Below are 15,455 nucleotides of genomic sequence, written 5' to 3'. Positions count from 1 at the left end.
TTAGCTGCGGTTAACGGTTTATAATAAAGGAGCTTTCTTGCGGCGGTGGTGAAGGTGGAGCATTTACCCATTGATTATTCAAAAGTTTATCCCGTGAAAAGTGAGCCTGGACAAGCTTGATTTCAGCATATTTATTCCATTCAAACCACTTCTCCAAGAAACTTACTGTTTGTAAACCCTGGCTGACTCGCTCATTTGATTGACCACCAGGACTGTTTAAACGTTGGGTCGGGTTAAAAACCTGATCGACGTTTGGTATCTCTTCCTTACTGGAAGGGACATTTCCCTTTTGTGGTGGAACTGGTAAAGAAGGTTCAAAATTTTCAACCTTTTTTGGTACTGATAGATCTGAACCTTTTGCTTTTGGTTCAAAGCTAGTAACCAATCTCGTCGATTTGGATTTATTTTTTACAGTGTTTCCTGAGTGATGCTCGGCTTTATTTTTAACAGTGATATCAGAGGGGTGTTCGACTTTATCTTTTACTGCAATATCAGAGGAACGCTTGTCCCTATCCTTAAGCTTATTCTTTCCCTGCCCTCTTTTATCATCCCTGACAGCTTCGCTTTTCTCCTGACCAGGAGCCTTAACGGTTTTCTCAGTCTTGTTTATTTTAGATAGACCGTATCCGTTTCCATTTGCCTGCTCCGGTAAAGTCTTCGGATCTGTAGTAGCTGACTTTTTGGAATTACCTTGTTTCTCAGCATGATTGGAATCCTGCTGTTTTACACCATTCTGTTTTTTACTAGCCTGTTCAGGCATCACCACAGTTTTTTCCCTTGGCTTCGCGTTTTCAGCTTTTGCCGGAACGTTAGACTGTTTAGCTGTGTTCCCAGATTTTTCTGAAGAATTCTTCACTTGAACATGTTCCTTGTGGGAATTCTGCTGTCCACCATGCTCATTCTTTTCGGCAAAGGTGTTATCTGGTAAAAACAGGGCTGCTCCGACCATAAGCACTGGTATAAGAAAATGACGGAAGTGCAACATCTCACCCCCTTTCATTAATCGTCATGTTCACGAACAAAATTCGTGATAATTAAACATTTTTTGACCATTTTCTTCACGAATATAAAGAAACAATTCTTTTCACCTACAATTTAATGATTCAAATTACCTTTAGTTTTGGAACATTTTAGCGATTTAGAACTATCTTTAGATTGGACATGTCTCAATTCTAATCAAACAATTGATTTAAAATGGTTTCGCCCCTGGTTCTAAATGGCTTTTTATCACCCATCATGAAAAAAGGATGTCGAGCTGGATGGTGCCTGACACCTTTTTCCACATTGACACTTGTTTTCATTTTTAGAAATTGATAAAGCAAATCGTTGATTTTTTCTAACTATATGATGGTTGTCCAAGCCACCTTTATCATAAGAAATATATATATATAGAGGGTTTTTCCCTCTAATATTCCAATAGGTGGTGAAAAATTATGTACGGATCATATGGTGGCGGTTATGGCTACGGTGGTGGATATGGTGGAGGCAGTTCATTTGTATTAATCGTAGTTTTGTTCATTCTGTTAATTATCGTACTGACTAGCGTCATTTAATCAACTAAACGGTTGGATTTGGACGAGTTGAATCCTTTTTAATCAAGTAAAAGAGTTGTTAGCCATGGAATTTGAGGAAAGGAGAAATCCTTTTGCGTTAATCGTTGTATTATTCGTTCTTCTAATCATTGTAGGGACTTCTTTTATGGTTGGCTACTAATTTGTATGGAACAAAGGGCAGGTTGAAAGTTAATCTGTCCCTTTGTCAATTAGACTGATGAAATGAAAGGAGGATGAATTAAATGCGAAATTTCGCTATGAGAAATTGTGGACGAGCTGTTGAGGTCTGGGACCATTATGGAAGAGTTCACAGAGGAGTAATAGATAGGGTTGACCCATCCAGAGGAATATTTATGCGTCGAGGCTTTGATTTTGATTTCATTCCCTTCTTTCTAATCGCCTCTCTTTTCCTAATATAAATAGAAGAAGACGGTTTCCCTTTGAAATTGAAATCGAATTAGAAAGAAGAAGACGATTTGAATTCGAAAGAAGAAGACGCAGATTCTTTTAAGCAAAAGATTTAAACAGTGTTTCCATGTGCCTAAGTAAAAGAACTGTTGTCATCATAAGCAGCTGTTCTTATTGAACAAATTGAAAGTTATTAAACATAAGGCGTTTTTTACTTTAAGATTAGGCTGCTATAATTGGCGGCTTTTTTTTATTAACCTAACGGCGTTCTATAGCTACATTTTTAGAAATAGTTTAAGTAAATCGCTGAATTTTTCTAACTATATGATGATTGTCCAAGCCACCTTTATCTTAAGAAATATATATATATAGAGGGTTTTCCCCTCTAATATTCCAATAGGTGGTGAAAAATTATGTACGGATCATATGGTGGCGGTTATGGCTACGGTGGTGGATATGGTGGAGGCAGTTCATTTGTATTAATCGTAGTTTTGTTCATTCTGTTAATTATCGTACTGACTAGCGTCATTTAATCAACTAAACGGTTGGATTTGAGGCGAAGTAAAATCCTATTATGGAGGTGTTAAACTTGGAAGAATTTAGACACGAACGTAGAGAAAACAATGTTGCTTTAGTCGTTACGTTGTTCGTCCTACTCATCGTTGTAGGAGCTTCTTTTATGAGCGGCTACTAATTTGTACGGAACAAAGGGCAGGTTAAGTTAAACTGTCCCTTTGTCATATTGATTCTAAAATGAATGGAGGATGAATTAAATGCCATTTTTTGATTTTGATCGAAGAGATCGATTTTTTCGAGACGACTTTAGAAGAAGACGGTTTTTCCCTTTTGAAAGAGAATTTTTCCCGTTCGACTTTGATTTCGAAAGAAGAAGACGCTTTGAATTCGACAGAAGAAGACGTAGATTCTTTTAAGTAAATGAATTAAGCAGTGTTTCCGGAAAAGCCCTCAGGTAAGAACAGCAGCTATCAAAGGCAGCTGTTCTTATACAATTAAAGGTAGAAGGTTAGTTGAAAAACAAGTTCATCTTTTATGAGTTTATAATAACCTAACAAGAATAGTAAGAACATGTGGTCAAGAATGGTTGTTATTGTACATTTCTTGCCTATTTTTTTTTTAATCAGCACTTGTCCATTCAGTTTTATTCTGAGTGCATATATTATTACTACCACCGCCAGCACCAGCATATATTTATACCTCCGAAGAGGCGATTGCATGTTTTGCAGTCGCTTCTTTTCATTTTTAGAAATTGTTTAAGCAAATCGCTAATTTTGTCTTAACACGATGATATTTGTCCAATCAACCCTTGTCTTAAGAAAATATATATACATAGTAGGAGTGTTTTTCCTCCAAATAACCCAATAGGTGGTGAAAAATATGTTTGGATCATGTGGATATAGCGGCGGTTACGGCTACGGCGGTGGTTATGGCGGCGGTTCAACTTTTGTTTTAATCGTTGTATTGTTCATTCTGCTGATTATCGTACTGACTAGCGTCATTTAATCAACCAAACGGTATGATTTGGGGCGAAGTAAAATCCTATTATGGAGGTAATATTCATGGAAGAATTTAGACACGAACATAGAGAACAAAACGCTGTTGCTTTAGTCGTTGTGTTGTTCGTTCTACTCATCGTTGTAGGAGCTTCTTTTATGAGCGGCTACTAAATTAAGACAACTACTAAGTAGGAAAGGGCAGGTTAGCTTAGGCTACTCTGTCCTTTTTAACAGATAGGCTTCTGAAATGAAAGGAGGATGAATTACACATGCAAATAACTACTAATCTTCAATTGGATGGTGCCTTTGGATGGTGCATGACACCCGGTTTCTCCATTTACATAGGTGACATTGGGTCAGTCCCCCGGTGCGTTAAAGCTTTAGTTCACCGGAGGACTGACCCCAAAATTCTAAAGGAGTGAACTACATAGTCTCACTCCGGGATGTTTTTCATTCTCAACCGCCTTTTCAACTTTCAAACAAAATCCCCCCAAACTCTTAGTTTGAGGGAACATAAAACACACTTCAATATTCATCTAAAATCCGCTTATAATATTCTATTCCTGCATGCAGGTTGCAATTATATTTTTAATAAATTCCCACCGCATCAAAACCGGAATTAACTGCAGCCTCTTCCGCGCTGCCTGCACCATAAATATCGATCGCAGACTGTACGATCGCTTTACGCGCGTCGCTAAAATTGGAATTAGGAGTTAAATATACTGATAAAGCTCGATAGTAAATCTGTCCTAATTTTTTCCTGCCAATTTCTTGACCAATCAAGTAAGCAGCATGGTTTGTAATGGAGGAGTTCACATGGACACCGCCGTTATCTACGTTACGCGGCATGTGATAAAATTCATCCATATGAGCCGGATATACTCCGCTTCCATACGCCGCTCTTTGCGCATTACTAACTTTAACACTGTTAGGATCACTCAAGCTACGCAATCTCGTTACACCATCTGCTTTAGCAGCCGGTGCCATAATATCCTCGCCCATTTCCCAATCTTTATCGTCAACAAGCGCACCAAAGACGTCAGCGAATGATTCGTTTAGTGCTCCAGGTTGATCGCGGTATACTAAATTTGCTGTATGAGTGATGACACCATGGGTCATTTCATGGGCAGCAACGTCAAGTCCGGCAGATAGTGAAATAAAGAACTCACCGTCACCATCCCCATAGGTCATCCAAGCACCATTCCAGAACGCATTGTTATAATTTTTATCATAGTGAACATAGGATTTTATTGCCATCCCTTTCCCATCTAGAGAATTACGGCCATGTTCATTTAAATAATAGTCATAAACCTTTTCGGAATTATAATGGGCGTCGACCGCAGCTCGATCATAATCACCGATAAAGGCAGCAGAATTCCCAACATATAGGGTATCATTTCTAGTATCTGTATCATTTTTAGAATCATATGTTAAGATAGCTTCAAGGTTCTCATGAGCGTAATCTGCTAACGCAAACTTAGTTCCAGATTTCGGTTCCTTCACTTGAGAAATATGTAATTCCCTATGATCACCGTGTACACCTTTTCCAACACCTTTTTGTGTTCTTATTTCATCCGCATGCATTAAGCCATTATACTTGTCGATGACTTGTCCTGTTTTTGCATCCACAAAGACAAACCAGTTTCCGGGCTCATCCCCCATGAAGTTCACATTCACCTTATAAGCTGTATGATTTTCTCCTTCAAAAGGATAGACTACTAGCTCAGTAGTCGGCTCATATGTCAACTCATTAGGAGCATTGACAGTGGACATTGCCGTCTTTAATGCAGTATCACTCCTTAAGCTGGCTGTCGTGTCAACTGTATCATCGGCAATAGTCTGATTGATTCTTCCATTTATGGATACTACCTCATTATTCTTATTAAAATGAACAATAACCTCGGACCCTTCGACATTGACTCCATTTATTGACTGATTAAAGCGGACGTGAGTCATACCCAGTTCATCTTTTTGTGTATCTTTTACTTTTAGGCTTTTGTCCGGATTTTTAATTCCAGTTTTACCTTCGTTTTTCTTTAAATAATTTAGTGCATTGGAAGGGGTGCTAGAAGAGAATTTCTCTGCAAATCGCTCCTTCACAAATAGAGGAACGCTAGCGTTCTCATTCCACTTCTTAGAAGCTTGTACACTATTAACCACCTTCGAATCAATCGGCTTTGCAAATACACTACTCACCGGGATAGAACCTACCAACAATGCTGACGATAGAGCTACTGGTACTATAAATTTTCTCTTCAACATAAATCCCCCCTATTATTTCCATCTATTTTATTATAGATTAACAAAAATTCACTCGCATGAATAATTAGAATTATTTTAATTTTTGTAAAAATAGGTAATAAATACCTAGCATCAGGCTAGGATAGGTATAATTTACTGACTGCGTCAAGGGGTATCTGCCGAATTTGAGTCATTAGAAGGCAAACCTGTTAATGATGAGTTTAAAATAACCTAACAAAAATAGTAAGAACATGTGGTCAAGAATGGTTGTTATTGTACATTTCCTGCCTATTTTATTTTTAATCAGCACTTGTCCATTCACTTTTATTCTAAATGCATATGTTATTATTACCACCGATGCTATAAGCTCAGACATATCCTAACACCTCCAATGGAACGTTTGCATGAATTGCAGACGTTCTTTTTTTTAAAGGCTCTGTTATTATTCATTGTTGATTTTCTTGTAGGTATGAGAATTCATAGGCGGAGAATTTCCGGCTAATGTATATAGAGAAAGCTTAAGAAGCAGATATAAGCGGAGATATTCCGATTAACCGCTCTAAATAAGGCAAAATCCAAAGATTTGGATAATATAAACGGAAAAACTCCCTTTATTTTTAAGGAAATATGGGTATTTCCCAATTTAAACGGAATTTTACCGTTTATTTTTCAAACACATGAAATCAACAATCAGTTATAACAGAGCCTTTTTAAAAGGAAAATTTTTAGGAAAATCGCTGATTTTTTCCTACTATATGATGATTGTCCAAGCCACCCTTATCCCCAAAAATATATCATCATTGTAGGAGCCTCTTTTATGATCGGCTACTAAACTAAGACAACTACTAAGTAGAAAAGGGCAGGTTAGATTGGCGGCTAAGATTTTTGTCAGAAAATCAAACATTTGATCGAGGTTAGGGCTTCCTTTGGTTTAATATGGTGAATATATTAAATATGGTTTAGTGAAAAATGAGGGAACTTATTAGATGGAACCCAGCCCTCTTTTTGATGAAGGCTGGGTTAATTATAGAAGTTAAAATAAGAATTACTAGTTACTCAACTTTCGCACCGTTGCGTTTCTATAAGGGATTTCGCATGCTTACCCTTGGTTGGACAGATGGTGCCACATTTATCCCTATTGAATTTTCTTTACTTAGTTCAAAGAAAAGCCAGATTAATGGAATATCCAAAACGCAGCATAAAATTCGTGTCTAGCTTTTACGGTTCATTTCATATCTGCCCCCATCCCACGTTCCAGGGCGCCGAGGCCGTCGCCATCCGGACCGGACTGCTGTCCAACCATTACCGCGCCGACTGGGAGTGGACTTCCGGCATGCTGCAGCAGTCCACCGAGCGCGTGGCGTGGCCCGCTGGCGCCAGGCCCTGTCCGGGGAGGAGGCTACCGACGGCGCTGCGGTGCTGGCCGCCATCACCGGGTGCTCTCCCGCGACTTCGATGCCCCCGGTGCCCTGGTGGAGCTGGACCGCTGGGCCGACTGGCTCACCTTGATCCCGTCGGCCACCCTTAGCTCGGCCCCGTCGATGCCGTCGACGACGTTTTCGACTATCCTGAGGTCCTCCCCGGCATCGATCCTGATGCCATTGGCGGCCTGACGAATGACGTTGGACTCAATCCTGATGCCTGAGGGGATTCCTTTTCCCCGTCCGTCAGTACCGCGGTCTTCACTGAGCCGGATGGCCCAGAATCCGTCAGTCCCTCCAGTGATGTGGTTACCGTGCAATTCTGTGCCTGGTGCATTGCGGACCTCGATGCCGGCCTTCGAATCCTCCCCGGCGGTGATCCTGTTGTCCTCGATGAGGGTGTCAGGAGTTCCCAGGATGACGAGGACTCCCTGACGATTTCCAATCAGGTCATTGGAGTGCACCCAGTTTCCAGGTCCTGAGGCGTCGTGCTTGTTCTTGGCCCCGCCTGAATTGCCTAGCGCGATGCCCGCCTGCTGCCCGCCGATGACCGTGTTGTCCCGGACCTCGTTCAGGTATTCACCCTCACCGTGCAGGTCGATGGCGTCGAGGTGGCTGCTGACGATGGTGTTCTCCGCCACGAGATTGTTGTGTGTGGGGAATTGCAGCAGAATGGCGTGCCGCAAATGCCTGCCATCGAAGGTATTGCCGATGACCACATTGTGCCGGGAATCGTTGGCGGCATCCGGGTCGTGCTGGTCCGCTGAGCCCTCGATAGCGATGCCGTAGCCCTGTCCGCCGGGGCCAACGGCAGTTGCCTCACTAACGTAGTTTCCAATGAGGGTCACTTCACGGCTGGCCTTGACGGAAATCCCGTGGCGCTCGAACCTCCGGATGCCCAGGTTCTCCACAAGGACCCGGGAGCTGGCCTTCCCTTCGTGGGCTCCAAGGTAGATTCCGTACATCGGGCCGCCACCCGCGTCGCCGTCGTCGGTGTCTTCGCCAAGTGGACCCTCATGACGGGAGGTAATGGTGAAGTCAGCGACAATGACGTCGCGGACGCCGGAGCCGCGGATTACCCGACTGTTATCCTCGCCGTCGAGGGAGGTCAGCAGCACGGTGCGCTCCTGGCCCTCACCGCGCAGGTTCACTCCGCTGCGCAGCACGATGTTCGCCGACTTGTCGGCCGGGTCAGTGGAGCGCAAGTCATACGTGCCGGCCGGCAGCAAGACTTCGTCACCCGGTTTGGCTGCGTCCAGTGCCGCCCGTATGGCTGATGCGTCGTCGTGCGAGTCCGGATTCGGATCTGCCCCAAAGTCCGTAACGTCCAGGGTCCTGCCAGTGGCCGGACCAGGCTTCGGCACCTCGATTGGCGTGCCGGACCGGTCCACCAAGCCGGGGACCTGCCAGTCGCCGTGCCCGGACTGGGCGGGTCCCACGGCGTCATCTCTCCCGACCGGCCCATCAGATTCCTCGACGGTGCATGCGGTCAAGAGGACCACCAGGCCAAGGACCACCCACCACGAATGCGCCGGACCTCGCCGGCTGTTCCGAACGGATCCCTTCATCATACCTTTCACATCCTTCCTTGACTCTTTTAGTCCCTCTCGTCGCCCATGGAAGCGTCGAGAAAAGCAGTGAGCCCGCGGGCTTCGGCTTGATTCGCCGAGCCCGCGGGCTCACTATCTTCGGGATGCCTGACGCCCCCTACCGGGTCGCCGATGTCATCCCATGGCCAGAGGCCTAATGTTGGGAGTTGTTGTTTCCTTTGTTTCCGTTATTCCCGTTGTTTCCTTTGTTTCCTTTATTTCCTTTATTTCCATTGTTTCCGTTGTTTCCGTTCCCCATGCTGTCGTCTTTGCTGAGTTTGAAGTTCAACGGAACTTCCTTTTCCAGAGGGGTGTCTGCCGAGGAACTACCGACATGCACGCGGTACTTTCCGTCAGCAGTTGCCCACTCGCCGTCAGCCCAGTTCGCCAGGTTATCCGGTTCTTCCGGAATGAAATAGGAGAACGGGTGGTTGGAGTCAGCCTGGTTAATCCGTACAGTCACCTGCTGGCTCTTACCTGGCTCAAGGTAAACCTTCTCGAAGTTAACAAGTCGCTTGGTCGGCTGCCCAGCTTCGTTTGGCAGGGTCAGGTAGACCTGTGCCGCTTCTTTACCGGCAACGTCACCGGTGTTGGTTACAGTGAAGGACACGTCAATACCGGACAACGAGCCGTTGTTGCCTTTGCCTTCACCGCGGACCTTCTTCACCTTGAGATCGTCATACTTGAAAGTCGTGTACGACAGGCCGTACCCGAATGGGAAGACCGGCTTCACGTTGTTGGCCTCGTACCAGCGGTAGCCCATCTCGAGTCCCTCGGTGTACTTGGCGATTAACTGGTCAGAACCGTCACCGTACGGGCCAGGGCCACCTGGCTTACCAGTGTCTTGACGGGTTCCAGGGTACTGCTCCTCTGTCGCGAACGCAGCCTCACGCTCGGTAGCACCGAACGTCATAGGCAGCTTGCCGGAAGGATTGACCTTACCGTAGAGCAGATTAGCGACGGCATTGCCATCCTCCATGCCTGGGAACCACGCCTGGAGGACTGCAGGGACCTTATCCAGCCACGGCATGAGAACCGTACCGGAGGTCTTCAGGACCATAGTGGTGTTCTCCGCATTGGCCTTCAGAACTGCGTCGATCAGCGGCTCCTGTTCCACCCAGTCCTCTTTGTCCGGATTCGTGTTGAGGTCGATGGCCGGGAATCCCAGGGTATCGCGGTCCACGGTCTCATGCGGGTTGTCGCCGACCATCAGCAGTACAACGTCAGACTCAGCGGCCAGCTTGGCTGCAGCCTCCGGGTCACGTCCATCATTATACGTTACTTTTGTATTGTATCCGAGTTCCTTGATGACATTCTCTAAGCCCTCTTTTGGTGTTACCGTGTAAGGGGTCACGACGTTCTCGTTGTTGTCCCGAACGGAACGCGGAGACATCTTGGCCTCACCGGCGAACCACTCGACGCCGATCAGTGCGATTGACTTCGGCTCGCCATTCAGCGGCAGGAACCCGTCATCGTTCTTCAACAGCACGGCCCCTTCCTCGGCCATTTTCCGTGCGCTGGCGCCGTTGGCCATCGGATCGACGATCTCCGGCAGAAACTTGTCGTATGGCTCATCCATGTGGCCGTACTCGATCATCTTGATATACCGCGGACGAAGTAAATTGTCGATGTCGTCCTCGGTCACCTGACCAGAGTCAAGAGCCTCCTGGATCTTCTCTTGAGTGTAGTACTGCGGTGCCCAGTCGAGCTCGACATTCATGCCCGCCTTAATGGCAGAAACCATGTCATGAATCGCGCGACGGTCACTCATAACGTAACCATCGAAGCCCCACTTGTCCCTTAGTGCATCTTGAAGCAGTTCAGAGCTGTCACAGGCAAAGGTACCGTTGACATCCGGGAACGAGCACATCACGGAGGCTGGGTCAGCATCCTTGACGGTCATCTCGAATGGAAGCATGTAGAGCTCGTTCATGGCCTTTGAGGGAACCTGGACACCCATCGTCCATCGCTCGGTCTCCTGCTCATTACCGGCTAGGTGCTTAAGCTGGGCTTGGACCCCTTGGTCCTGGATGCCCTTGACTTGCTCAGTTGCCAGTGTACCCGTCAGGTACGGGTCCTCACTGAAGTACTCATAGTTTCGTCCATTGTATGGGTGACGCACAAGGTTCATGCCCGGTCCGAGTAGCACGTGGTGCGCGAAGGCCCGGGTCTCCTCGCCGAGGATTCGGCCGGCTTCATAGTTTAGCCCGCGGTCGAAGGTTGCGGCCATGGCCAGGGTCGACGGCAGCCCGGTCGCCTCCGGGTCATTGCCACACGATCCGCCCTTCACGCCAGTACCACCATTGGTCATGCGGACTGTGGGGATGCCCAGATCCTCGATCCCACGGATCTGCCGGCCGGTGTCCTGCCACTCACACTTGGGCAGGGTACCCTGGGGCGCGAATTCACCGTTCTGGTACTTGCTAGTGCCGCCCCTTTTGATGACGACCGTATCACCAGTATCGTTCTCATTGAAGCGCGAGATCGCAATTTGCTGGATCTTCTGTTCCATCGTCATTGCATCGAGAAGCAGCTCGGTACGCTCTTCAGCAGAGAGCTGGGTGTTCATCCAGGGTTTAGTCCCTTCCGTTCCACCGTTCTCCGCATCAGCAGGAATTACTAACGTAGACATGAAAATTATTGCTGTCAAAAAAATTGAACTAATTCGTTTTATCATCTTACTCTCTCCCTTCCTATCTATTTGTCTATTAGTATTGAAATAATCCGTTTTATCATTTTAATCTCTCCCTTACTTTCAAATAAGTATATTAGTATAGCGAAAAACTATTACACTGGTATGAACAGTTGATTACATAACAGGAACAAAAACCACGAGATTAGTAACGCTCCTAAAGTCCCTAAGGGTATTCAAACCCTTTATAAATCAATGATTCGCCAAATATACAATCAAAATAAATGAAGTTATACTTCAATATTCTAAATATATGTAAACAGGATGGAACAATTTCTATTTATCAAATAATTTTTATTACAATAATATTTGGAAACCACTCGAAGGTGGCATGGAACTATGGTTAGTGGCTGAACTAGAAATGGGGGTAATGTTACATTTAATAACCATTAAGAAACTCTTACGGGTTTTGTCATGAATCAAGAATGTTCAAGTGTGAGTGGGACAAGGTGCCTGTCCTCTCGGCTCACTCCCTCGTTCCAAAAATTATTTCCCTCCACCCTGTCCTTTTTCCCTCTAAAACTATAAATAGAAGGTGAAAGGAGGTGGCGACAATGGCAATGGAATTATTACTAGGGACGAAGCTTCGCATGGTGTTTGAAGCGGGGATTGATGACGAAGGAAAACCACTTTACAAAGCTAAAACGTTTAGCAATGTGAAAAAAGAGGCAACGGCAGATCAGTTGTTTCAAGCGGCACAGGCAATCTCTGTTTTGTGCAAAGACACCCTAAACAAAGTGGAACGCAATGACAGTACTGAGATTTTAGCTTAAATGTTTGGATTGGTGAAACTTTGATGATCGGAGGTGAAGGAAATGGCAAAAACATTGGTATTACAATTTGAAACGGAGTTTGGAAAGACGGCAAGCATTTCGGTAGATAATCCAAGAGAACCGATTAATGAAGTTCTCGTGAAACAATCGATGGAACAGATTATTGCATCGGGAGTTTTCACAACAGCCACCGGAAAGTTAGCGGCTGCAAAAGGAGCGCGAGTCATCGAACGTAATGTAACGGATTACGAACTTGTTTAATAAGGTAGAGGCCGGATTCGCAACAAACGAAGCCGGCCTTTCTTTACAACACATTTAATATAGAAAGGAGCGAGTACTCGTGGAACAAATCATTTCATTCATCAGCCAGGTCGGATTCCCGATTGTTGTGACCCTCTATCTGCTCTATCGGATTGAATCCAAGCTTGATATGGTGGTCCAGTCCATACAGGAACTGCCCAACCGCATGAATGCGAAATCATAGATTCAGTCATTTCGCTGCGATTAAGGGTGGACCGCTCTGCTAATAGCGGTGCAGGGTGGTTTACTTGTAGGATACCTTTCTCTCCCTACGGTCCCCCCGCCCTCTGAAGAGACCATCTGCCTACGGTATAGATAAATTGGGTAAGAAAAAAGAGGTGTTACTTTTGAAAGATTTGGGAATGTCTATTTCCTATAGAGGATATTTTTAATAGACGAAGGACAAAAAAACACAAATATTGTCGAATAATATAAGCGTTAAGCAAAAAGTCCGATCACACTTAATAAACAAGACATCGAGGTGCGAATATGTCATTTAATCTTAAAAGTAAAGTTTTAGAAAAGAAAAAAAGGAAGGAAACACTTATTCGTAGATTATATTTGCTGTTGCAACAAAACAGAACATTGAAGACTTATGGAGAAGAATCTTAGATTACAATTATCTTGGACTACATTACGGGCTGAATTTTACATCCAATCTTTTATGGATTAAAATTCCTGAACCACCTTATTAATGCAGGAATTTTGCTGAACAAAGAACTAAGGCTGACAGAGGTTACGGGATAATGGCAAACAAAATGGCAGCGTTTGCTTCTGGGCAGTAGAGTGGTAAGTACTCGGATTATGGGTTAGAAATTACACCTACGTAAAGTTCTCACATTTTCACACTCTCCTTTAATTATCTGGGCGCCTTTAGTTGAAGATGAATAAGATGGGATCTCTGTGGAATCCCATCTTGAAGTAAAGTTAGTTCAACAATACTTTGTTTTCCAATCAATAATAATTGTTATTTTTATGTATTACATCAGGTAATTTTAGCCTGAATCTCTCTAAACTGCACACGTTACTTGAAGAAAAAAGAAGCTGCCGCAATAGCCACTGTTCTGCAAACTCTTGCACCCCTTTAACAATAGAAGAGAAACTATATTCCTTTATTTAAACACCTTGTCTATTTCCTTCCTATCGTATTCTAGAATCCAATCATTGTATCTGTCATAAATACCTCTAATTGTTTCAGGTGATGTCGCTAATAAATCACAGCCTCTGTCATCGTAAACTTGAAAGATAGTTTTCTTATTGATATTTATGAAGTAAACTCTATGGAAAATACTTGGTTTCAACCCCAAGTCTTGATTGCAAATTGCTTTTAATAATGGAATGTATTTAAAATCAGATGTTTTGCAGTTTAGAGAAAATCTATGAGTTTTATATGTACCTTCTTCATCATCCTCTGGGAATATATAAGGCATTGCTTGATGTTTCAGCCTAAACAATAATGATTTTTCAACATAGCGGGAAAAGTTCTTTAACTGATGCCTAATGTTTTTCCCATTATCAAAATCATTTACATCCATCACGAAAAAAATTTCCTCTGTTGGAGAATGTAAGGCTTCGAATAAAGTAATTGCCCTTTTATAACACCCCAGTATATAAGGGTTGTCGGGATAATCATATTCTCTTTTCCACTCCACCCCTAGTTCAAAACGTATACCAATATCCCAACTATAAAACAAAGGTGGTCTAAGCTCTAAATTGGGGAAATTCTTATTCATAAAGTGGCTTAATTTCATTTCCGCACCTCCTATATTATCTTCATTAAACCCAATTTTTATCTTTCCCTTTAAATTTGGGGTTAGGCTTTTAACATTAAAATCAAAATATGTTTCTTCAAAAAAAGTTACTCCCATATGTAATAAGATAAAATGTGATCGTCACCCATTAAAAAACTTGTAACGCCCATGGAGACTTACCTAATTTTAGATGGAATCATAAAGCTTGTGCCACAGGCACCGGTTTAATAGAGTATGGTATGATAGAGTCATTTAAAACAACGATTGTACCGGTTCAAAAGGATGTGAGACAGTTGAAACGAATGCTTGCCATAAGTGATATACATGGGGATTTAGAAAAATTTGAACGCCTTTTGGAGCTTGTTCAATATGACCAAGACCGAGACCTGCTCCTGTTATTAGGTGATTTTGTCGATCGGGGGCCCGATTCGAAAGCTGTTTTAGATAAAGTCATTCAACTGAAGAGCGAGGGAGCGATTGCTTTAAATGGAAACCATGAAAAGATGATGATCGATGCCTTTCATGGTGATCCAATGAACTTGAAAAGATGGTATTACAATGGCGGAATAAAAACGCTTCAAAATTATGGCTATGAAATTGAAAAGGACGATGCCGAGTATTGGTATACGACGGACGAAATGCCTAAGCCAATTCAAATGAATGATGGTATCCGCGCACACATTGAAATACTAAAAAAGTTTCCATACTACTATGAAACAGACACCCACATCTTTGTTCATGCAGGTGTTCATCCAAATACACCAGTGGCTTCGACTGAACCTCATACACTAGTATGGATTCGCGAGGAGTTTCACAAGGGATATCAGGGAGAAAAGACCATTGTATTTGGACATACACCGACAATGAATTTGCACGAAAGCAGCGATGTATACTTCGGGGAAAATAAAATCATTGGAATCGATGGTGGCTGTGCATATGGTGGAAGATTGTATTGTCTGGAAGTTGGGAGTTCACAAGTTTTTTATGTTGATTGAACCTCGGTCGCTTAAAGCACTTATAAGCTACCCACTTGGGAAAATCTCTCAACGCCGGTCGTTTATAGCCCTTATAAACGACCCAACTTGCAAATGGTATCCAATCAACGCTATTAGAACACGCTTCTACTAAATATTCTTGCAAATGGTATCCAATAGGCGCTATTGGAACACGTTTCTACCAAATAATCTTGCAAATGGTATCCAATAGGCGCTAT

General features: G+C 43.7%; 16 protein-coding genes. 10 read left to right on the top strand and 6 right to left on the bottom strand.

The window, feature by feature from the left end:
• Positions 1–10: 10 nt before the first annotated feature.
• Positions 11–982, bottom strand: a complete 972-nt coding sequence (locus ACFVSW_RS21700; RefSeq protein WP_387318696.1) for a hypothetical protein — start codon at positions 980–982, stop codon at positions 11–13.
• 451 nt (positions 983–1,433) lie between these two features.
• Between ACFVSW_RS21700 and yjcZ (ACFVSW_RS21695) the strand changes: the two genes are divergently transcribed.
• The 6 genes from yjcZ (ACFVSW_RS21695) (at position 1,434) to ACFVSW_RS21670 (ending at position 3,646) form a co-directional block, all read left to right on the top strand.
• Positions 1,434–1,553, top strand: a complete 120-nt coding sequence (gene yjcZ, locus ACFVSW_RS21695; RefSeq protein WP_387318694.1) for a sporulation protein YjcZ — start codon at positions 1,434–1,436, stop codon at positions 1,551–1,553.
• 64 nt (positions 1,554–1,617) lie between these two features.
• On the top strand, positions 1,618–1,713 hold the full coding sequence (locus ACFVSW_RS21690) for a YjcZ family sporulation protein (protein ID WP_387318695.1): 96 nt from the start codon (positions 1,618–1,620) through the stop codon (positions 1,711–1,713).
• Positions 1,714–2,374: 661 nt separating this feature from the next.
• Positions 2,375–2,494 carry a sporulation protein YjcZ gene (gene yjcZ / locus ACFVSW_RS21685; protein WP_387318694.1) on the top strand — a complete coding sequence of 40 codons (120 nt, stop codon included), beginning with the start codon at positions 2,375–2,377 and terminating at the stop codon, positions 2,492–2,494.
• A gap of 41 nt (positions 2,495–2,535) precedes the next feature.
• A complete protein-coding gene (locus tag ACFVSW_RS21680; RefSeq protein WP_387318693.1) occupies positions 2,536–2,655 on the top strand; it encodes a YjcZ family sporulation protein in 120 nt (39 codons plus the stop codon).
• 701 nt (positions 2,656–3,356) lie between these two features.
• Entirely contained in the window at positions 3,357–3,482 is a 126-nt protein-coding gene (gene yjcZ / locus ACFVSW_RS21675; RefSeq protein ID WP_387318692.1) for a sporulation protein YjcZ, read from the top strand.
• A gap of 56 nt (positions 3,483–3,538) precedes the next feature.
• Entirely contained in the window at positions 3,539–3,646 is a 108-nt protein-coding gene (locus ACFVSW_RS21670; protein ID WP_387318691.1) for a YjcZ family sporulation protein, read from the top strand.
• Positions 3,647–4,063: 417 nt separating this feature from the next.
• Here ACFVSW_RS21670 and ACFVSW_RS21665 read toward each other — a convergent pair whose 3' ends face one another.
• The 4 genes from ACFVSW_RS21665 to ACFVSW_RS21650 form a co-directional block, all read right to left on the bottom strand.
• Positions 4,064–5,737 (bottom strand): M4 family metallopeptidase, encoded by a 1,674-nt coding sequence (locus tag ACFVSW_RS21665; protein ID WP_387318690.1) that lies wholly within the window; start codon positions 5,735–5,737, stop codon positions 4,064–4,066.
• A 172-nt stretch (positions 5,738–5,909) separates the two neighbouring features.
• Entirely contained in the window at positions 5,910–6,092 is a 183-nt protein-coding gene (locus ACFVSW_RS21660; RefSeq protein ID WP_387318689.1) for a hypothetical protein, read from the bottom strand.
• A gap of 1,053 nt (positions 6,093–7,145) precedes the next feature.
• Positions 7,146–8,708, bottom strand: a complete 1,563-nt coding sequence (locus ACFVSW_RS21655) for a right-handed parallel beta-helix repeat-containing protein (protein ID WP_387318688.1) — start codon at positions 8,706–8,708, stop codon at positions 7,146–7,148.
• 172 nt (positions 8,709–8,880) lie between these two features.
• On the bottom strand, positions 8,881–11,403 hold the full coding sequence (locus tag ACFVSW_RS21650; RefSeq protein WP_387318687.1) for a beta-glucosidase: 2,523 nt from the start codon (positions 11,401–11,403) through the stop codon (positions 8,881–8,883).
• A 569-nt stretch (positions 11,404–11,972) separates the two neighbouring features.
• Between ACFVSW_RS21650 and ACFVSW_RS21645 the strand changes: the two genes are divergently transcribed.
• The 3 genes from ACFVSW_RS21645 (at position 11,973) to ACFVSW_RS21635 (ending at position 12,675) form a co-directional block, all read left to right on the top strand.
• The gene (locus tag ACFVSW_RS21645; RefSeq protein ID WP_387318686.1) at positions 11,973–12,191 is read left to right on the top strand and encodes a DUF1659 domain-containing protein; all 219 of its coding nucleotides are present in this window, start codon (positions 11,973–11,975) and stop codon (positions 12,189–12,191) included.
• Between the two features lie 42 nt (positions 12,192–12,233).
• A complete protein-coding gene (locus tag ACFVSW_RS21640; RefSeq protein WP_387318685.1) occupies positions 12,234–12,452 on the top strand; it encodes a DUF2922 domain-containing protein in 219 nt (72 codons plus the stop codon).
• A gap of 79 nt (positions 12,453–12,531) precedes the next feature.
• The gene (locus tag ACFVSW_RS21635) at positions 12,532–12,675 is read left to right on the top strand and encodes a YvrJ family protein (protein WP_387318684.1); all 144 of its coding nucleotides are present in this window, start codon (positions 12,532–12,534) and stop codon (positions 12,673–12,675) included.
• A 928-nt stretch (positions 12,676–13,603) separates the two neighbouring features.
• Here the strand turns inward: ACFVSW_RS21635 and ACFVSW_RS21630 are convergent.
• Positions 13,604–14,224 carry a DUF3885 domain-containing protein gene (locus ACFVSW_RS21630; protein WP_387318730.1) on the bottom strand — a complete coding sequence of 207 codons (621 nt, stop codon included), beginning with the start codon at positions 14,222–14,224 and terminating at the stop codon, positions 13,604–13,606.
• A 311-nt stretch (positions 14,225–14,535) separates the two neighbouring features.
• Here ACFVSW_RS21630 and ACFVSW_RS21625 point away from each other — a divergent pair, with 311 nt between their 5' ends.
• Entirely contained in the window at positions 14,536–15,237 is a 702-nt protein-coding gene (locus tag ACFVSW_RS21625) for a metallophosphoesterase (protein WP_387318729.1), read from the top strand.
• The last annotated feature ends 218 nt before the right edge of the window (positions 15,238–15,455 follow it).

The organism is Neobacillus sp. NPDC058068 (genome assembly GCF_042885335.1).
Lineage (GTDB): Bacteria > Bacillota > Bacilli > Bacillales > Cytobacillaceae > Neobacillus.
This window is presented reverse-complemented; position numbering and strand designations above follow the sequence as displayed.